The organism is Winogradskyella sp. 3972H.M.0a.05 (genome assembly GCF_040493455.1).
Classification (GTDB): domain Bacteria; phylum Bacteroidota; class Bacteroidia; order Flavobacteriales; family Flavobacteriaceae; genus Microcosmobacter.
In genome coordinates this window covers 252,270-271,090 of sequence record NZ_JANFDA010000004.1, presented here as the reverse complement: position 1 = coordinate 271,090, position 18,821 = coordinate 252,270, and the positions used below count along the sequence as shown (strand labels likewise).

At 35.9% G+C, this 18,821-nt stretch carries 16 protein-coding genes; 5 read left to right on the top strand and 11 right to left on the bottom strand.

The genetic code is table 11. From position 1 onward, the window contains the following. From NCE97_RS10320 to NCE97_RS10300, 5 genes are read right to left on the bottom strand one after another with little or no spacing between them, the layout of a single operon-like run. The gene (locus NCE97_RS10320) at nucleotides 1-1,491 is read right to left on the bottom strand and encodes a cellulose synthase family protein (protein WP_353779063.1); all 1,491 of its coding nucleotides are present in this window, start codon (nucleotides 1,489-1,491) and stop codon (nucleotides 1-3) included. After that, nucleotides 1,492-2,196 (bottom strand): glycosyltransferase family 2 protein, encoded by a 705-nt coding sequence (locus NCE97_RS10315; RefSeq protein ID WP_353779062.1) that lies wholly within the window; start codon nucleotides 2,194-2,196, stop codon nucleotides 1,492-1,494. Next, on the bottom strand, nucleotides 2,193-2,672 hold the full coding sequence (locus tag NCE97_RS10310) for a toxin-antitoxin system YwqK family antitoxin (RefSeq protein ID WP_353779061.1): 480 nt from the start codon (nucleotides 2,670-2,672) through the stop codon (nucleotides 2,193-2,195). Before NCE97_RS10310 ends, NCE97_RS10315 begins: the two co-directional genes overlap by 4 nt. Beyond that, nucleotides 2,672-4,261 carry a 4Fe-4S binding protein gene (locus tag NCE97_RS10305; protein ID WP_353779059.1) on the bottom strand — a complete coding sequence of 530 codons (1,590 nt, stop codon included), beginning with the start codon at nucleotides 4,259-4,261 and terminating at the stop codon, nucleotides 2,672-2,674. Before NCE97_RS10305 ends, NCE97_RS10310 begins: the two co-directional genes overlap by 1 nt. A gap of 1 nt (nucleotide 4,262) precedes the next feature. Continuing rightward, a complete protein-coding gene (locus tag NCE97_RS10300; protein WP_353779057.1) occupies nucleotides 4,263-5,567 on the bottom strand; it encodes an NAD(P)/FAD-dependent oxidoreductase in 1,305 nt (434 codons plus the stop codon). A gap of 207 nt (nucleotides 5,568-5,774) precedes the next feature. Between NCE97_RS10300 and NCE97_RS10295 the strand changes: the two genes are divergently transcribed. Genes NCE97_RS10295 through NCE97_RS10280 form a run of 4 tightly spaced genes read left to right on the top strand, consistent with a single transcriptional unit; the run spans nucleotide 5,775 to nucleotide 9,703 of the window. Next, nucleotides 5,775-6,482 carry a DUF547 domain-containing protein gene (locus NCE97_RS10295; protein WP_353779056.1) on the top strand — a complete coding sequence of 236 codons (708 nt, stop codon included), beginning with the start codon at nucleotides 5,775-5,777 and terminating at the stop codon, nucleotides 6,480-6,482. A gap of 41 nt (nucleotides 6,483-6,523) precedes the next feature. Continuing rightward, nucleotides 6,524-7,399, top strand: coding sequence for a hypothetical protein (locus tag NCE97_RS10290; protein WP_353779054.1), 876 nt, complete (start codon nucleotides 6,524-6,526; stop codon nucleotides 7,397-7,399). 37 nt (nucleotides 7,400-7,436) lie between these two features. Next, complete coding sequence (locus tag NCE97_RS10285; RefSeq protein WP_353779052.1) at nucleotides 7,437-8,438, top strand: glycoside hydrolase family 113; 1,002 nt, start codon at nucleotides 7,437-7,439, stop codon at nucleotides 8,436-8,438. Then, nucleotides 8,438-9,703 (top strand): POTRA domain-containing protein, encoded by a 1,266-nt coding sequence (locus NCE97_RS10280; protein ID WP_353779050.1) that lies wholly within the window; start codon nucleotides 8,438-8,440, stop codon nucleotides 9,701-9,703. Before NCE97_RS10285 ends, NCE97_RS10280 begins: the two co-directional genes overlap by 1 nt. A 61-nt stretch (nucleotides 9,704-9,764) precedes the next feature. Here NCE97_RS10280 and NCE97_RS10275 read toward each other — a convergent pair whose 3' ends face one another. Continuing rightward, nucleotides 9,765-11,066 carry a prenyltransferase/squalene oxidase repeat-containing protein gene (locus NCE97_RS10275; protein WP_353779049.1) on the bottom strand — a complete coding sequence of 434 codons (1,302 nt, stop codon included), beginning with the start codon at nucleotides 11,064-11,066 and terminating at the stop codon, nucleotides 9,765-9,767. Between the two features lie 231 nt (nucleotides 11,067-11,297). On the opposite strand from NCE97_RS10275, the gene NCE97_RS10270 reads away from it, so the two are divergent. After that, nucleotides 11,298-12,068, top strand: coding sequence for a metallophosphoesterase family protein (locus NCE97_RS10270; RefSeq protein WP_353779048.1), 771 nt, complete (start codon nucleotides 11,298-11,300; stop codon nucleotides 12,066-12,068). A 5-nt stretch (nucleotides 12,069-12,073) separates the two neighbouring features. Here the strand turns inward: NCE97_RS10270 and NCE97_RS10265 are convergent, their stop codons facing one another. From NCE97_RS10265 to arsM, 5 genes are all read right to left on the bottom strand, one after another. Next, nucleotides 12,074-12,817, bottom strand: a complete 744-nt coding sequence (locus NCE97_RS10265; protein ID WP_353779046.1) for a TIGR04283 family arsenosugar biosynthesis glycosyltransferase — start codon at nucleotides 12,815-12,817, stop codon at nucleotides 12,074-12,076. After that, nucleotides 12,810-13,685, bottom strand: coding sequence for a DUF547 domain-containing protein (locus NCE97_RS10260; protein WP_353779045.1), 876 nt, complete (start codon nucleotides 13,683-13,685; stop codon nucleotides 12,810-12,812). The genes NCE97_RS10265 and NCE97_RS10260 overlap by 8 nt, the downstream gene beginning before the upstream one ends. Further along, nucleotides 13,682-14,563, bottom strand: a complete 882-nt coding sequence (locus NCE97_RS10255; RefSeq protein ID WP_353779044.1) for a sterol desaturase family protein — start codon at nucleotides 14,561-14,563, stop codon at nucleotides 13,682-13,684. The genes NCE97_RS10260 and NCE97_RS10255 overlap by 4 nt, the downstream gene beginning before the upstream one ends. Nucleotides 14,564-14,582: 19 nt before the next feature. Then, complete coding sequence (locus tag NCE97_RS10250) at nucleotides 14,583-17,714, bottom strand: TonB-dependent receptor (RefSeq protein ID WP_353779042.1); 3,132 nt, start codon at nucleotides 17,712-17,714, stop codon at nucleotides 14,583-14,585. A gap of 137 nt (nucleotides 17,715-17,851) precedes the next feature. Further along, nucleotides 17,852-18,820: an arsenosugar biosynthesis arsenite methyltransferase ArsM gene (gene arsM / locus NCE97_RS10245; RefSeq protein ID WP_353779040.1), complete on the bottom strand. Its 969-nt coding sequence runs from the start codon at nucleotides 18,818-18,820 to the stop codon at nucleotides 17,852-17,854. Between the last annotated feature and the right edge of the window lies 1 nt (nucleotide 18,821).

Sequence of the window (18,821 nt, the reverse complement as noted above, 5' to 3'; positions counted from 1 at the left end):
TTAAACCTTAGAGCTTAGGGATTTAAAGAAGACATATCCAAAACCTAAGAAGAGCATTAAGTGAAATGGGAACAATCCGAAATCTCCCCCTTGATCACCAACAATAAAAGCACTATAAAGTCCAAAGGCAAAATAGAACATCAACGCACCTTCAACAATTACATTCAAGGATAGTTTCTTTCTCAAATATTTATTGCCTTTCCAAGAATCTTTTAAAGACTTAATATTGAATTTTGGTGTACGCACAAACTCACTTCGTTTCCCAATATGGCCTTCAAGAACTGCAATTGAGTTGTGCAATGAAAAGCCCATAGCTATTGAGAAGAAAGTAAAAAACATGCCTATGTAGCCAAAGAAGTTTTTGAAGCCATCACCATATATCCGCTTATACATAAACCAATAGCATACAAAGAAAATAACAGTACTCACCACGAAGAAACTCATAATGTAGAAGTAGTATCTCAAATGCGCATATTCATTCTTGATGTATAGCATCGGGATACTCAAAACTGCCACAATAAAGACGCTCAAGAACATGGAGCTATTTAGTAGATGCAGTAAGCCATGAATTTTAGTCTTAGGAGAAATATTCTTAGACTTTAGAATACGCCAAAGCATTTTTCTGAAGTTCTCAGCACCACCTTTATTCCACCTAAATTGTTGTGATCGAGCAGCGCTAATTACTACAGGCAGTTCCGCAGGAGTCTCCACATCTTCAAGATATTTGAACTTCCAGTTTTTGAGCTGTGCTCTATAACTAAGATCTAAATCTTCTGTTAGAGTATCACCTTCCCAGTTCCCAGCATCAATAATGCACTCTTTTCGCCATATACCAGCAGTACCGTTGAAATTAATAAAATGTCCTTTACTATTACGACCTACTTGCTCTAGAGTAAAGTGAGCATCTAGGGCAAATGCCTGAATCTTCGTAAGTAAAGAATAGTTTCTATTAATGTGCCCCCAACGAGTTTGAACGACACCTATTTCCTCGTCTTTAAAGAAAGGAATCGTACGCAGTAACCAATCTTTTTTCGGAAGGAAATCAGCATCGAAGATGGCGATAAATTCACCTTTAGCAATTTCTAAGCCTTCTTTTAATGCACCAGCTTTAAAACCTTCACGATTAGTTCTTGTGATATGCTGTATGTCTAATCCTGTTTTTTGAAGCTTTTCTATATGAGCAGCAGTAGTTGTTACAGTCTCATCTGTTGAATCATCTAAAACCTGAATCTCCAGTTTGTCCTTTGGGTACTCTATTTCAGCAATATTATCCAAAAGACGCTCCATTACATAGAGTTCGTTAAAAACAGGTAGCTGAATTGTTACAAAAGGAACTTCATCTGAATTTGTAAGGTCGAATTTTGGGCTATCTTTTTTTCGCTTTTGCGCAGATAGATAATTGAATAATAGGTTGAGTTGTGCCAATGCATACATGAAGATGAGCACAATAGCTATTGTATATAGGATTATTATTGTTGTCTGCCAGATCATTTATTTAAAACTATATTTAAAAATCCAACCTAGAATTTTCACGCCTGCAAAGATACTACCTTTTACGGTTCCTGAAACTTTTGAGACACCAATTCTGTTTTTATAACGTACAGGAATCTCTTCATAGTTTAGCTTTTGTTTTAGCGCTTTCAACTGCATTTCTACAGTCCATCCGTAGGTCTTGTCTACCATGTTAAGTGCCAGAAGTTTATCGTACTTAATCGCCCTAAAAGGACCAAGATCAGTAAATCGAGACCTGAAAAACAACTTCATTAAGAACGTTGCTAACCAATTACCAAATACTTGTTGGGGTGTCATGGAACCATCTTCTCTCAACTCTTTTACTCTAGCACCAACCACAAAATCAATATCATTGTTGATTATAGGAGCAACTATTTTGGTTAATTCTTCAGGGTAATCGCTATAATCCCCATCAAGGAATACGATTATGTCTGGCTTTCTATTTGGGTCGCTCTGTGAAGTCGTAGCGATATAATCCATGCCTTTCAAGCAAGCATATCCGTAGCCTCTACTATTTTCAGTAAGTACAGTGGCACCTGCATTTTGGGCATTTTCTACTGTGCTATCTGAAGAATTATTATTGACAACAATAACTTCATCAACAATATCCGGAATCTCATCAATAACTTTTGCTATGGAGTCTGCTTCATTATAAGCAGGAATAATGACTTTAATCAAGGTCATCTTAGATCTGAAAGTTTATTATCTCTTTTGAATGACCTGAAGTCTGTCCATTCGTTAACCTTTTTTCCTGCTTCGTATTTTTCAGCTTTCACTATTTTTTTGTTTTTATAACGAAGGCAATAGCCATTTTTCTGATTATTCTTTAATTGGCATTTATGGTTTACCTGTTCCATATCATCATAGAACAACCACCATTTACTTTTTATGCCATCGACATAATGACCTTCACTCTTCTTTTTACCATTTTCGGTGTAAAAATACCAATACTTTATTTTCTTACCATTTCTAAAATGCCCTTCTTCTTTTAAGACACCATTTTCATGATAAAATTTCCAATAGCCATGCTTAGTGTTGTTGTTTGTCCAACCTTCAGCTTTAATAGTACCATTGTCATAATAAACTTTTTGGTACATTTTTTCTGCATTGGCCGAAATGGATAATAAGAATGCGAATAGTAATAGGGTTAGTTGCTTCATTATTTTTGATTTACCAAATTCATTAGGTCAACATCGTTGCCTAATAATACGTCGGTTGGGTTAATACGACCTTTCATGGAATCATTTTCTAATTTGAGAACACCTCTAGGGCAAACAGCAGAACAGATTCCGCAACCTACGCAACTAGAGCGTACTATGTTCTCACCTTTTTGAGCATAAGCTCTTACGTCGATTCCCATTTCGCAATAGGTAGAGCAATTTCCGCAGGAAATACATTGACCTCCATTGGTTGTTATTCTGAATTTAGAGAACAGACGTTGCTGAAATCCTAATATCGCAGCCATCGGGCATCCAAAACGACACCAGGCTCTACTGCCAAGTATTGGATAAAAACCTGTACCGATAACACCAGAAAAAATAGAACCAATGTAGAATCCGTAAGCAGATCTAAGAGTCCCGCTTTTTATGTAGAATAACTCGTTTGTAGTTTCTGTAAAATGCATTATTAAAAGCAATGCAATCACAACAAAATAACCGATTGCTCCATAGCGCGCATCTTTACCAAGTTCTTTACGCTTGAAAATCATTACACCAGCAAAAACCAATGTTAAGAATGCGATGACTAAAATGATGAATAACTCTCTTGTTAACCAAAAGTTATTATGATCATATCCCAAGTAGGAGTAGACCATGGCTACTGTCATCACAACGGAGAATACAAGCACGGTATGAATTAACCATCGTTCTAGTTTCCAGGCCGATTGTTTTTTTGAAGATAATTGTCTGAATGGATCGCCAATAGTTTCAGCTAATCCACCACAACCACAAACCCAAGAACAATACCAGCGCTTACCAAACTTATAGGTTAAAATGGGTGTGATTATAAAAATTGAAGCAATTCCAAAAAGTATTAAAGCCAATCCAATATTACCATTAGACAAGAAGCCTTTTATGGACCACTCGTCGAAAATGTAATAATTCAAAGGCCAAACATTCTTTAAATCGTAATAAGGTAAGCCAGAATTTAAGCGGTACATAAATTCTGGGATCAAAAAGGCAAACCCTAATTGAAAGAACATCACAGAACCAGTTCTTATTTGTTGATAGCGATTATGGCGATATTTCAGAATGAATTTATATCCAAATGCTAGTATAGCTACTGTATATAAAGTTCCATATACAAACCACTGGCTTGCAGGACGACCACTCAATAATTGTGATAAGGGATCAAATAGGCTTACTAAGCCAGTATTTGCCGCGCCATCTTTTCCTAAACCTAATAGATGAGGATAAAAGTATAATACTATGTAGAATGCTGTCAATATAACACCAGTCACCCAGCCTAGAAGCCCTCGTGAAGATATTGATTTGAACCAAACACCATCGTTTTTGATGCCTTCTAATTTTGTGAGGTAAGCATCATTTGCAAAAATTATGGTTCCGCCAATAATCAATCCAAGTGCTAGAGTTAAGAATACGCCTTGGTTTGGGAAGTTTGTGTTGAATAACGCTAAGGCAAGAATAAATAAGCCAGTAACGCCTAATCCAACAGCAACTTTTTGTTTTATGGATAAGTCTTGAGCATCTGGTTTTGCTAAAGACATACTATGATTTAGTTTATTGCTCATTTTAAACAGTTTGTAATTGATTAGCAAATGCAGATTTTATCTCCTTCTCATAATGTTTGTAAAGTTCTGGGTCGAAATTAGCTTCTGCTAAATGTTCGACTACGTAATCTACATCACGTTTTTCGGTAAGCCAACGGTCAAAAGTTTCATGACGCATTCGTATTCCAAAAGTATTAATGCCCAAAAACTCGTTGGTATCTCTATGGTAGGATATAGTAACACATTTGGTGTCATCACTATGTATCCAGTGGAAATGTTTTTCGTAATCTGGTTTTCCTTTGGTACCATGTACCCAACCATAAGTCTGATATTCGATATCCAAAAACTTGGCACTATTGAACCAATGTCCTGGTTTGTATTCTAAACGATTGCCACAAATGGTTTGCGCAACGGTTTCTCCCATCATCCTTCCAGTATACCATACTGCTTCTATTGGTCTACGATTGCCAATAGCTTCGTGTTGCTCGGCACAATCTCCAATAGCGTATACATCTGGTATGTTGGTTTCTAAAAAGCGATTCACCTTTATGCCTCTTCCAGTTTCAATATTGGAGTCTTTCAAGAAGTCAATGTTTGGTGAAACACCAGCGGTTAGTCCAACTAGGTCACAAGGGATTTCTTCACCAGTTTCTGCAACAACAACAGCTTTGGCTTTACCATTTTCATCAGAAATAATTTCTTTTAAGTTTGAAGACAAACGAAGATCTATATGATGATTTTTGATATGTCTATTTATCATGCCGCTTTCACCATCTGGTAATACGCCATTCCAAAAACTATCTTCTCTCACTAAAAATGTTACGGGAATATTTCTTGTGTTGAGCATTTCTGCCAATTCAATTCCTATTAAGCCACCGCCTACAATGACAGCGCGTTTACAAACTTCATTATTTGGAGCATAAACCTCGAGATTATCAAGGTCTTGTTTGTGATATAAGCCTTGAACACCATCTAAATCTTGCCCAGGCCAACCAAACTTGTTTGGTTTACTACCAACAGCAATTATTAATTTGTCATATTGCAGTGTATCACCACCTTCAAAGTGAAGTGTCTTACTTTTAGTTTCAATAGTATTTACAAAACCTTTTTTAAGGTTGATTCTGTTTTTCTCCCAAAACCAGTTTTCGTAAGGTTGTGTATGTTCAAATTTCATATGTCCCATGTAGATGTACATGAGTGCAGTCCTTGAAAAAAAGTAATCGGTTTCGGCTGAGACAATGGTAATTTTCTTATCTGATAGCTTACGGATATGCCTTGCAGCTGTAACTCCAGAAATACCATTGCCAATAATAACAATATGTTCCATGTGCTTGGTTGTTGTTGGCTGTTCTGTCGAAACTAAAGATAATAACTTATGCCTAGTCTTTCAATTTAGAATTGGTTTAAATTAGAGATTTAGTGTAAGGATTTCACCTAAAAAAAGACGCCAAAAATCTTTTTTCAACACTGTAAGCTAGCTAACATTTTATTCGACAGAACGGTCATTAATTTGCAATTGAAAATATAAATGACCATGAAAAAAATAGTAATTATTATAGTAGCACTAATCGCTTTTAAAGGTGCTTCGCAAGATATAAATACATACTTCTCAAAGGCAGATGATTTTTTCAAAGCCACTGTAGCTAATGGAAGAATCGCTTACAGTAAGATTCATAAAGATCCAAGCCAACTGAATGAGTTATTAAGTCTGGCTTCAAAAATCTCAGTAGCCCCAAGCGATGCTAAAACGTATCAAGCGTTTTGGATTAATGCATATAACTTATCAGTGATTAAAGGGATTATTGATAATTATCCGATAAAGTCGCCATTAGATAAAGCAGGTTTTTTCGATAAAACCACTTATGATTTAGCTGGGAAATCCATCACACTAAATGATATTGAAAACAAACTTCTGAGAGCAAAATTCAATGATGCCCGTTTTCACTTTGTATTAGTATGTGGCGCCATAGGATGCCCTCCAATAATCAATGGTGCTTACTTACCGAGTACGTTAGAAAACCAGCTAGAAATTCAAACTAAAAAAGCCTTAAACGGAAACTTCCTTAAGGTAAATTCTAAGAAAAAAAGAGTTGAAGGTTCTGAAATATTAAAGTGGTACAAAGAAGACTTTGTGCAGAATGGAACCGAGATCGATTTCATAAATAAATACAGAACCGAAAAAATCCCAAATAACTATAAACTAACCTACTTTTCTTATAACTGGAACTTAAATAAACAATAGTCTACAAAGGACATTTAGTTAATACTAATCAATAAAAAATGATGAAAAAGATAATTTTATTAATAGCAATTTTTACTGTTTCCTTTTCAGGATTTTCGCAAGATGATACAGATGATAATAACGGAAAAAGTAACATCCAAACATATACGCCATCAAAACTATTGAGTAAAGGACAATGGGATATAAAGTGGTTTAATAATTTATATACTCAGACAGAAAGTACCTTTAGTGATGGTAGAGAACCAAGGCAAACGTTTTTTACGTCTACGGTAGATATATTTACTGGAGTGTCTGAAAACAGCACATTCAACGTTGGACTTTTATTAGAGTTCCGTTCTAATGTCATTAATGACCGTAATGCTTTAGATGTTTTTCAATTTGATGGTGAAGCTGGCACAGCACGTTCAGGATTTACGTCGTTTGCACCAGCAGTAAAGTTTAATCCTATCAAAGGAGTTGGGAATTTCACGATTCAGTCTGCATTTCATATCCCATTAGTAGATAATGAAACCGAAGATGGTGTGTTTTTGGATCAGAAAGGATTCATTTTTCAGAATAGATTCTTTTACGATTATACTTTTCCAGGCGATAAGTGGCAAATCTTTACAGAGCTGAATGCAGAATATAACTTTGGAGATAAGGACGAAAGTTTTGCCAATAATAGTTTGAACTTAACACCAGGCGTATTTCTTAGCTATTTCCCGAGTAGTAAGTTTACAGTCTTAGTGTTAGCTCAACATTCGCAACGATTGGACTTAGGTAACGACTTTGAACAAGATTTTACAGCACTTGGTGGAGGCGCTAAGTATCAACTTAGCAAAGTACTCAATATAGAGACTTTATATACCAATTTTGTTAGAGGGAATAATACAGGCTTAGGCGAAACATTTAACATTGGCTTAAGAGCATTATTCTAGGGATTAGCTTTAAATTAGGAGTCAAAAGAAATTAATTATGAAATTTTATAGACTCCTAATTTTAGGGCTGAGCCTAGCCGTAGTATCCTGTTCTGGTCAAAATAAAAAAATAAATGGGATAAGCTTTGTGGCTTCTGGCGTTGCAATTGATTCAACCCATGTAAATCCTGTAGTAAATGTCAATGCGAATTATGCTGCGATTATGCCATTCGGATTTATAAGAAATTTGGAGCATCCAGAGATAAGGTATAGCACAAGAGGACAATGGTTTGGAGAAACAAAAGAAGGCGCTAAACAGTATATCAATGAGCTTAGAAAAGAAGGTATAAAAACAATGCTGAAACCACAAATATGGGTCTATCATGGAGAGTTTACAGGATATATTGAAATGACTAATGAAGAAGACTGGAAAACCTTAGAGACAACATATTCTAATTTCATTTTGGATTTTGCTGAAGTTGCTGAAGAGGCAAAAGTTGAAATTTTATGTATTGGAACAGAACTTGAAAAATTTATAGAGCATAGACCAGACTATTGGAATAATTTGATTTCGGAAATTAAAACTATTTATAAAGGAAAATTGACTTATGCAGCCAATTGGGATGAGTTTAAACGAACACCTTTTTGGGATCAATTAGATTACATCGGAGTTGATGCTTATTTCCCAGTTAGTGAAGAAAAAACACCATCTGTTGAACGATGCTTAGAAGGATGGCAAGCTCATAAGTCAGTTATTAAAGGTTTGTACGACAAACATCAAAAACCAATACTATTTACAGAGTTTGGATACCGAAGTGTAGATTATTCTGGTAAGGAGCCTTGGAAAGTTGATCGCAGCGAAAATGATGTAAACATGGTCGCTCAAGTAAACACAACGACAGCACTTTTTGAAACATTTTGGCAAGAAGAATGGTTTGCAGGAGGTTTCGTTTGGAAGTGGTTTCATAATTATGAGAACGTAGGAGGACAAAACAACAACAGATTTACACCACAAAATAAGCCTGCAGAACAGGTCATACAGAAATATTATTCACAATAATGAACCGACTAGCCTTTTTTATAACACTACTTTGTTTTTCAGTTAACCTACAATCGCAACAAAAAATAGTTGCAGACCTCAAAGTTCAAGGTAATAAGAAGCTAAAAAGCAGTTTCGTAAAAAAGGTATCTAAAATTAAACCAGGTATTCCTTTAGATTCTCTACTTATAGAAGAAGATATAAAGCTACTGAAACGATTACCTTCTATTTCGCATGCATATTACCAAATCTTTCCAGCAGAAGAACCCAACCAATATAATGTCTTCTACAATATAGAGGAGAACTTTACAATCATTCCTTCAGCGAATGTATACACGACTAATGATGATGAATTCGCATATCGATTAGGGCTTTATGAGTTTAATCTCTTTGGACAAAATATGACCTTTGGAGGATTTTATCAAAAGGACATATATAGTTCTTATGCCATCAACTTTAGAGCACCATTCTTATTTTCAAGACAATTAGGTTTGGCGTTAAACCATCAGAACTTAACCACTCAAGAGCCTGTGTTCTTTGATAATACTACTGCAGATTATAAGTACAATAACACGTCTTATGAGATTCTTGGATTATACCAACTCAATTTCAATAATCGTTTTGAATTAGGAATCAATTACTTTACAGAACGATACGATTACAAAGCAGGCGCCACAAATCCTGATGTGCCTCAAAATTTTGAAGTAAAAAAGTTGCTGTATAAGCTTATTTATGAGTACAACAATATCAACTACGATTACCAATATTTATCTGGTTTCAGGAGTGTTTTGAATTTTCAATATGTTACTACCAGAAATGATATCTTACCTAAATTCTTGATAGGTTGGAACGACTTTTCATACTTTCATCGCGTAGGTGGTAAAGGGAATTGGGCTAGCCGATTGAGGCTTGGACTTTCATCTAATGATGATTCGCCTTTTGCACCATTTTCTGTAGATAATAACCTTAATGTAAGAGGCGTTGGCAACACAATCGATAGAGGTACAGGAGTTATAGTCCTCAATACTGAGTATCGTCATACACTTTATGAAAAAGGTTGGTTTTCATTACAGGGTAATGCTTTTGTCGATGCTGGTAGCTGGCGTAACCCTGGAGGAGATTTCGGGGATTTTAGCGACTCTCAAAATGTTAGAATTTATCCAGGTTTAGGTTTGCGTTTTATTCATAAGAAAATCTTTAACGCCATTTTTAGAATAGACTATGGTTATGGTGTTACGGAAGAAGCTACAAATGGTTTTGTATTTGGTATCGGACAATACTTCTAGATGCAAAAAGGCTTGCACCCACAACAGTACAAGCCTTGAGCAATTAGTCAAACTAGTCTAACTATTCACCTACCTTTTTTAAGTATTCAATATCGTTTTCAATAGTTAGGAGCATCAAACTAGTTGCTGTGCAAAATACTGGACTGGTAATACAGTGATGCCCATTCCAGCTTCCATCTTCATTTTGAATTTTAAGAATTCTTCCACTCATATTGTCGTACCATTTTTTCCAATCTTCGTCTTGATTTACTGCTAAAGATTCTCCAGTCTGTAAGAAGCTCAAAAACTCTTCACCACCATTGTTTCCAAACCCTTTCATAACATCGTCGCGCTGAGCTGCAACTTTTGCAGAGTTGTAAACATTGTATGAAGCATTATATTTAATGGCTTCTTCTTCAGAAAATCCTGCCTTTTTTAAGTTATCTACGGTTACTTCTTCTAATTGATCAACCTTGCCTTCAGCTTTAGCTGTAATAATTGCTTCTTTCGCTTTTCTCGCATCTTTAGCGCTAGCTCTAGCAGTATTGCTAACAGCATATAGCATAATACCCGCACCATCCTCTGTTCTTACAGAGCCAGTTTTGTCATCCATATTAGCCTTTTGGTAGTTTTTAGCTTTTTCCAAGAGATCATTATCTACTTCGATGCCTACAGATTGAGCAGATTCTAGAGCACTATTAGCTAGTCCACTTTGTAAGACACCTGCCCATCCTGCGCCTTTTTGGCGTCCTTGATTGTCTGTCCCTTGCTGAATCTTAGCAACACAAATATCTAAGCAACGTTCAATACGTTTTTTATCCAAGCCTCTAAGGTCTCTACTTATTAAGTTTGAAAACAATTGCGCTGTAAGCACGGCATCAATGTTCTGGCCTAACTTACTTTGAATTTGAGTGCCTCTAATAGTTGTTATGTATGAAGCATCTTCAGGAGTGTTTTCAACAGTTTCCAATAAATAGTTTATGGCTTTTTTTAAGGTCTCGCCATAATCTCTATCCTTTAGTGAGATATTGCTTCGCAGTAATGACATTACCACCATAGATGTTGTAGCAGGATCTGCTTTTACAGCATGAGGATCTCTAACATGCTGAGCATTATGGCTACCAGCACCAAAGCCACCATTGGGTAATTGAGCTTTGGAGATCCATTCCAGTCCATCATTAACAGCTATAGACAGGTTATCGCCATTTTTATAAATATTGAAATCTTTAGAGGATTGTTCCCCCATTAAGGTCTGAAATACACAACCGTCCGTGACGGCTAGTATTCGATCATTGGCATGAGCCTCACTAATTTCTCCATTAATAATGAATGCCGCCAAAACCAACAAAGACGCACCCAATATTAATATTTTCGTTTTCATCATGATTGAGAATGTTTAAAAGATTCACTTAAAGCTATTCTTAATATGAAGGTTTTAAAACAGCCATTGAGTATAAGTACCATTTTGATGAGTGAAATGTACTTTTGGGTGAGTTTGTTATTTTAGGAAGTATTTGTTGTTAAGTAATGCTTATGTTTTCTTTAAAAACAATTCATTAATTGCTATTACAAGTCTAAATCTTACTAATATTGTTCTTTTAGAATTAAAAAAGGCATGAGAACTATAGCTATAGGTGATATACATGGTGGTCTTAAAGCATTAAAGCAACTATTAGATAAGATTGGTTTAACCAGTAAGGATAGATTGATTTTTTTAGGAGATTATGTCGATGGTTGGAGTGAGTCAGCTCAAGTCATTGAGTTTTTAATCGAATTATCTGAAAAAAACTATTGTGTGTTCATTAAAGGAAATCATGATGCATGGTGTGAAGATTGGTTAAGAGCAGGACTGAGTCCAGGAGTATGGTTAGCACATGGAGGACAGGAAACTATTGAAAGTTATCAAGGTTTTACTAATGAGGAAAAAAAGGTACATCTCAAATTTTTCGAAAGCATGCCTATGTGTCACGTAGATGATGAAAATAAGTTATTTATTCATGCCGGGTTTACTTCTGAAGATGGAGTCTTTAATGAATTTCCGAGGGAAAATTTATTTAGAGACAGGACGCTCTGGGATATGGCATTCACAATGGATAAGAGAGTTGAAGAACATGCACATTTATATCCAAATCGATTAAAACTTTATAAAGAAATTTATATTGGACATACACCAACAGTGCGTTACGATAGTGACTTACCTATCAAAGCTATTAATGTATGGAATGTAGATACTGGAGCTGCTTTTTCAGGAAAACTATCAGCAATAGATATTGATACCAAGGAAATATTTCAAAGCGATGAGGTGATGACACTCTATCCAGACGAAATAGGTAGAAATCAGGTGTCTTATAAAAACCGGATAATTAATTTCAAGAGGAGATTATAACCTGATTAACGCACATGCTTCTTATAATACGCATACAGTTCATCAGCAGTAGCTCCAAACCACTTTTTAACATAGATCGTCCAGAAATGATATTGTAGACGCCAAATACCGTTGCGTTTATAGCAACGTGCTGAGGTTTTTATTTTATCCTGAATCACAACAAATGTGTTTCGAGCATAAAGTTCATTGATCAACATATTGTCTTCATAGATAATATAACTTTCATCAAAACCACCAATCTCGTTGAATAAGTCTTTGGTTATAAACTGACTCTGATCGCCACCCCTACAAGCACGCCATCGAAACTGCGTAAGCCAACTGGCTAATCTAAGCCACCAATGATTGCTCCGGAATTGCATTCGGAAACATCCTGCAGGATTACCTTGTTCAATTTCAGTAATTATGGATTGGTCGAAATTTTTTGGAGGAAAGGAATCTGCATGTAAAAAATAAAGAATAGTTCCTGTGGCAGCTTTGGCTCCAGTGTTCATTTGTTTAGCTCTGCCTTTGGGTGAATGAATTAACTTTATTGTCGCCTCGAGCGCAGTCGAGAGGTCTTGGCTAGGTCTCGACTGCGCTCGACCTGACATAGCTTTCACAACCTCACAAGTGTCATCACTGCTTCCACCATCAACGACTATGATTTCTGCAATATTTTTTTTAGAGGAGTTAGCTATTAGATGTTGAAGTAACTTTTCAATGGTTTCTTCTTCATTAAGAACAGGAATGACAATGGAAATTTTACTCATTCAGCTCCCAGTTATAGTCATTAAAACGTTTCTTGGCTTTGTCTGAAATAGTGATCTCAGTATACTGATTTAAAAAGTCAATTAAACTACCGTTTTGTTTGAAATCTTTAGCAAACCAAGAGAAAATTTTAGATAAACGTAAGTCATTTTCTGAAATCGAATTTTTAGAAGTGTCGTTCAAGAATGCTTTGGTAAGCAAGGTTAAATCGTCTTCTAAAGATGTAGCATAAAAGGCTTTATTATAAAGTTTTGGGCACGACACAGCAGCGCATACCAAAGCAAAATGTATACGAGGCTCTCCCATTTTTCTAATGATCTGGTGTTCAATCTCATCAAGGTTATACCACTTTTCGCCCAGCTTCCAATAGCGTTGCTTCCAAGGTTTGTCTATATCTTTTATACTTTTTATTGGGTAATGTCTTAAGATCAAATCTATGGTCATGGCATTGTAAGCATTAATCCAATAGGCAAGTTTATCTTCTTTAGTCCAAGTGTCATCTGGCATGTTTTCACTAAGGGAGGCCAAATATGATTTTAATACGTTGATTTCAGATTTAATGCCTTTATAATCTACATTACCTTCATTACTTACATACTTTTCCAATAGAGTGTTATAAGCCGAGTGATCAAACAATTCAAAAGTAGTTTCGTGTTCTACGATAGGCTCTTCTTCTTCTTCTTCAGAAGTATTATTTTCTATAGAATTCTCAGATGTGGTCTGCTCTGTTTCTTCAGTCTTAGAATCTGTGTCGGTAACTTCGGGAGCTTTGGTCTGCGTAGAAGCTTGAGTTGTGTTTTCAACTACTTTTTTTGAACCTGAACAGGAAACAATGATTAAGGTTAAGAGTATTATTAGGACTGATCTCATTTCTTTAAGGGATATAATTCCTGACTTATAAAATCCTTCGGGAATGTTTCATCACCTGGAAAACCCAATTCAATATCTCGCCCGCTATGTGGAATATAATTGGTCTTAAAAAGGTAATCCCAAAGACTTAAAGTAAGTCCAAAATTAACACCATACCTTACATGTTTTGGCAAATCTTTGGCATGATGCCAGATGTGCATTTTTGGATTATTGAGCACATATTTTAAGAATCCATAATCCCAACCCAAATTGGCATGATTGAGGTGTCCAATGGCTAACGCAAAAAAGTGAACAATAGCGACATCTTGAGCGTCAAATCCTCCAATTATAGCAATAGGAATGTAGAGTAGAGATTTATAAACAACAGGTTCCATCCAGTGATAGCGAAGGTGCGCAGCAAATCCCATTTCTTTTACAGAATGATGCACTTTATGAAAATTCCATAGGAATGGCACGCGATGCAATAAACGATGTGTATTCCACTGCACAAAATCAGAAATAATAAAGAAAATAAATAAGCCCAGAACTTTGGGTAAGGCATCTACATCGAACAATTGAAAACTAGAGACAGAAAGTCCAACAGCTTTCAGGATATCATTAAAAAATTCAGCAGCAGTATTAGATAAAGCAATGAGAACAATTAAATTCAGTAAAAAGAAATTGAAGAACATGTAGAAAGTATCTAGCCAAAAATCCTTTCTAAAAATGGCCTGCTCTTTTCGCCAAGGGAAAGCAATTTCTAGTATCCAAACCAAGAAAGACACGATCAAAAGCCCATAGAAATAATTGTCCCAATGATTGAGGTCTACAAGCTCATATTTTAGGTAGTTCCAATACCCAGAATAGGAGTTTTTTATAATGTCGAGATACTTTTCCATCACAGGTAAAGATACTTATTTAGAAAGAATAAGTAACTCCAAACTGTGCTTTCCACCTAGAGTTTTCGGCATCAACAACCCAAGGCGTTCGATCAGTAACATTAAATTGATAAGTAGGCTCGTTGTTTTCTATACCTCTGAAATTAAGCAAACTGAAGCTAGAGTTTACCACATTTGGAACAAATACTAAGCGTCCCCAATCTCTATTTATTAAGTTAAGAACATTAAAGACATCTAACGAGAAGTTTAGACGTTGCGTCCCATTGATATCTAATCCATATTCCAATCTAGCATCTAGTCTGTGATTCCAAGGTGTTTTTGCGCCGTTTCGCTCTACATATTGCCCACGTCTTTCACTCAAATAATCATTGTTGTTAATATAATTATTCAAGTTAACCCATTGCTGTTGTGCAGTAACTACCACAGCGCCATTTTCATCAGTAATATCTACTAAATTTATTTCGCTTTCGTCTCTAGGAACATAAACCAAATCGTTTCTAGAAGAACCGTCTCTATTGACATCACCTTGTGCAACGAAAGAAAAAGGACTCCCTGAAGTACCATTGTACAACAATGAAGCAGATAAGTTGCTTTTTGAAGATAGTCTAAAATTATAACTATGCGAAGACACTATTTTGTGCCTCAAATCAAAATTAGAAAAGGACAATCCAGGATCATTTGAAGTTATAGCTTGATTCCATTCAAAATTGGCTGCAGGTGAACTTCGCACAGTACTTGAAATGTCTTTACTTTTTCCATAAGTATACCCTAAAAATCCATTATAATTTTCAGACCTCTTTGTCAAACTAGCTGTTAAGTTATAACGATACCCTTTGTCCGTGTTTGTTATTAAGAAAACATTCGTGAAATTAGGATTGATCTTTACAGCATCACCAGTTTCCAGAAAGTAAGGGCGATTATCAGCTCCAGAGAAGTTGCCAAGATTATCTTGCCTGTTTATGGATTGAAAGAAAATACCATTAACAACATCTGTATATGATGCTTCAAGAGTCAGATTGAACTTATTAGGAAGCTTGAAGTCTACTGCGAGGTTAGTTTTCCAATCTCTAGGAAGTTCAAAATCATTGTCAATTAAGTTTATTTCCGTCAAACCAGGCTGCTGCGCAGCCAAATCCTCTACATTTTCAACAATTGGAGTAGGGCTGTCAGGTCTGATATCAACATTAAAGTAATCCGTTCCAGAAATATATTCAGCATAAGCAAACCACAAATAAGGCATTCGCCCTGTAAATAAACCAGTTCCGCCACGAAGCTGAATCTTCTTATCTTCATTGAGATAGTAACTAAAACCTAATCGAGGGTTTATATGAGGCGCAGCACTAATTTTATTGTCAAATCGGCTAAATTCCGGCGTATTTCTCACTTCCTCACTAACTGGTAATTCAGTCAAAAATGCTTGATTATCTAAGCGAATACCTGCAGAAACAGTTAGGTAGTCATTAAAACGAATACGGTCTTGAATATAAAACCCTGTTGTGAGCACATCTACCGTTGCTGAAGGTGTACTACTTACAAAATCAAACGTGTTATTGCTCGTTCTATAAACACCTCGAATACGAGATGGATTGTCATTAATAAAGTCCTCAACTGATCGATACTGCCAACGACCATTCCATGCAGAGAGAAAGCCATAATCAATATCGTTGTATTGTAATAAGCCTCCAATCGTAAAAGTATGTTTGTCTCTATTAAAGGTGAATTTATTGGTGAGTTGAAAAGTATTCAGCTTAGTATTATAAACTGAAGCTTCACGATATGTTCCTGCAAAAATTCTGTTTGAAGCATCTTGAATTTCCAGATGTGGGAAAACACGTCCGTCAAAGTCTCTATCTTCAACTACTCTGTTATACCCAAACGAAAGTGTATTGGAACTTGTATTGCTGAAATTAGCATTCCACTCGGCTGTTAAACTGTTTGCAACACTATTGTGTCTGTAACCTTGATTCCCAAAATTGAAAATAGATTCGTTCCATTCCAAATTATCCGAGAAACTGTTCACGTAGTTGTTACGCAATGTAAGCTTATGCTTATCGGATAAGTTATAATCTAACCTTGCAAAAAGTTTTGTACTGGCAGTTTTTAATTCCGAAGAAGTAAATGTTCCAGGGTCATATCCATAGCGATCTTGAAGCGTGTTAGAAATGAGTTCTATAGTTTCTAAACTAATATTTGAAGATGAGCTACCAGGAGCATTCAATACAGGAAGGTTGCTTAACGCCTGTTCAAAATTGACAAAGTAGAATAGCTTATCCTTTTTAATAGCGCCACCAACACTTGCTCCAAACTGTACGTCATAGAAGTCTTCCACATCTTGCCTAATACCATCGGCATATTTACCAATTACAGCTTGGTTATTTCCAAATGCGTATACATCTGCTTTGGTTTTGTTGGTTCCATTTTTGGTAACCAAATTGATGTTTGCACCAATAAAATTACCAATACTAACATCAAAAGGAGTAGTTTTTACAGACAACTCTTTAATAGCACCAAAGCCTATTGGTTGAGTTCTAGATAAGCTGCCTGGAGTTCCATTAGCAGATGATCCTGCTGCACCACTAGCGGGTTCCTGAAATCCTATGACATCATTATTAGCAATGCCATCGATGTTCAAATTATTAAAACGGTTACTAGCACCAGCAAAAGAATTGAGGTTAGCTTCAGGTAGATTTCTGGTTAAATCTTGAATGCTTCTATTAATTGTTGGTGTCTGTGCAATAAGACGTTTTGAGATTAGTTGCTCATTATCCTTTTTCAATCCGTTACGGTCGACTTCAATGACAATTTCATCCAGAGATTCATTGTCTTCTTTAAGGATGAAATCTTTAATCGTTGTAGCGCCCAGACTTATTGTAACTTCTTCTTTTACTTCTGTTTTATAGCCCAGAAAGCTTACTTCGATTTTATAATTATTACCTGGTGGAAGGTTATTTACTAAGTAATAACCAGAAGCTTGTGAAACACTACCGTACTTGAAGTTGGTATCCGTATCAACAACCAAAATTGTTGCGGTTTCAATAGCTAAATTATTTATATCTGTAACTTTTCCTTCTAAACGCCCTGTAGTTTCTTGAGAAAAACTGGAAACGGTAAAACATAAAAAAAGAGCAAAGAAAAAATGGTTAAATCTCATTAAAAGGTTTTTGATTTTGAATCTAGAAAATATAGTCAAAGCTCACAGGGTGACCTTACACTAATTCCTATAAAATTTTCACAAAAAAACCTCTCCAAGATAATACAGGAGAGGTTAATGAAAAGTATTTTAATTGTTTAGCAGCAACCGCCACCATCATAATGATACGTGGATTCGCTGATAAAAATATCGTCTCTACCTAGTGATGCTAAAGCATTGGCAGTTTTATCACAAATGGCAAGAGGTTGGTTCTTTAAAAGAATATGACCATTACCATCGTCTACAAAATCATCATCACCAAAATAAATTGCAGCTTTACCGGTAAATACACATGGGCCATCTGCTGGCATAGGATCTTTGATTGCAGCGACTTCTATAGATTCAATATATATTAATTCGTCTGTGTCGTAATGTTTAGGGTCAAGAATACGATAAGGTTTGCGAGCTCTAATTTCTATAGTGCCAAAACCTGCATCAGTAAGCATCTTCACATAGTCTTTTATCGGAAGGCTACCACTTAGGCACAATGCTCTAAGACGTTCATCATTACGAAGTCCTTCGTTCATTTCTTGCTCGCAAGTTGGATCACTCATTACCAAACGACCATGAGGTTTTAAGACGCGGTACATTTCAGCGATAGCTTTCTTAAGGTCTTCTTCTTTAAAAATGTTGAACAAGCAGTTTTGAGCAGCTACATCTATACTATTATCTTCAACAGGAAGATTCATAGCATCGCCCTTTCTTAAATCTACAAACTCACTCTTGAACCAATCGTTTTGTGCTTCGGCTTCTTTGAAATTTTTACGAGATGCTTCAAGCATTTCATCAACAACATCTACACCGATAACACCACCTTTTTGACGATTGAAATATGAAAATTGAAGCAATTCCATTCCGCCTCCAACACCAACATAAAGCATTTTGGGATTATTCGTAAGATCTCTAGCATGTACAGTGCTACCGCATCCGTAATTCATCTCTTGCATGATCCTTGGAATTTTCAATCCAGGTAGTTCCCAAATAGGATTTGTAGTGCAGCATAATCCAACATCTGGAGTCAATGCAGCTTCTTTATATACATCGTGAGTGGTTTCTAAATAACTCATA

Bases quoted from the DNA above. Each gene is read 5' to 3' on its own strand.
- NCE97_RS10320 (WP_353779063.1), bottom strand. From the start codon at position 1,491: ATGATCTGGCAGACAACAATAATAATCCTATATACAATAGCTATTGTG.
- NCE97_RS10315 (WP_353779062.1), bottom strand. From the start codon at position 2,196: ATGACCTTGATTAAAGTCATTATTCCTGCTTATAATGAAGCAGACTCC.
- NCE97_RS10310 (WP_353779061.1), bottom strand. From the start codon at position 2,672: ATGAAGCAACTAACCCTATTACTATTCGCATTCTTATTATCCATTTCG.
- NCE97_RS10305 (WP_353779059.1), bottom strand. From the start codon at position 4,261: ATGAGCAATAAACTAAATCATAGTATGTCTTTAGCAAAACCAGATGCT.
- NCE97_RS10300 (WP_353779057.1), bottom strand. From the start codon at position 5,567: ATGGAACATATTGTTATTATTGGCAATGGTATTTCTGGAGTTACAGCT.
- NCE97_RS10295 (WP_353779056.1), top strand. From the start codon at position 5,775: ATGAAAAAAATAGTAATTATTATAGTAGCACTAATCGCTTTTAAAGGT.
- NCE97_RS10290 (WP_353779054.1), top strand. From the start codon at position 6,524: ATGAAAAAGATAATTTTATTAATAGCAATTTTTACTGTTTCCTTTTCA.
- NCE97_RS10285 (WP_353779052.1), top strand. From the start codon at position 7,437: ATGAAATTTTATAGACTCCTAATTTTAGGGCTGAGCCTAGCCGTAGTA.
- NCE97_RS10280 (WP_353779050.1), top strand. From the start codon at position 8,438: ATGAACCGACTAGCCTTTTTTATAACACTACTTTGTTTTTCAGTTAAC.
- NCE97_RS10275 (WP_353779049.1), bottom strand. From the start codon at position 11,066: ATGATGAAAACGAAAATATTAATATTGGGTGCGTCTTTGTTGGTTTTG.
- NCE97_RS10270 (WP_353779048.1), top strand. From the start codon at position 11,298: ATGAGAACTATAGCTATAGGTGATATACATGGTGGTCTTAAAGCATTA.
- NCE97_RS10265 (WP_353779046.1), bottom strand. From the start codon at position 12,817: ATGAGTAAAATTTCCATTGTCATTCCTGTTCTTAATGAAGAAGAAACC.
- NCE97_RS10260 (WP_353779045.1), bottom strand. From the start codon at position 13,685: ATGAGATCAGTCCTAATAATACTCTTAACCTTAATCATTGTTTCCTGT.
- NCE97_RS10255 (WP_353779044.1), bottom strand. From the start codon at position 14,563: ATGGAAAAGTATCTCGACATTATAAAAAACTCCTATTCTGGGTATTGG.
- NCE97_RS10250 (WP_353779042.1), bottom strand. From the start codon at position 17,714: ATGAGATTTAACCATTTTTTCTTTGCTCTTTTTTTATGTTTTACCGTT.
- arsM (WP_353779040.1), bottom strand. From the start codon at position 18,820: ATGAGTTATTTAGAAACCACTCACGATGTATATAAAGAAGCTGCATTG.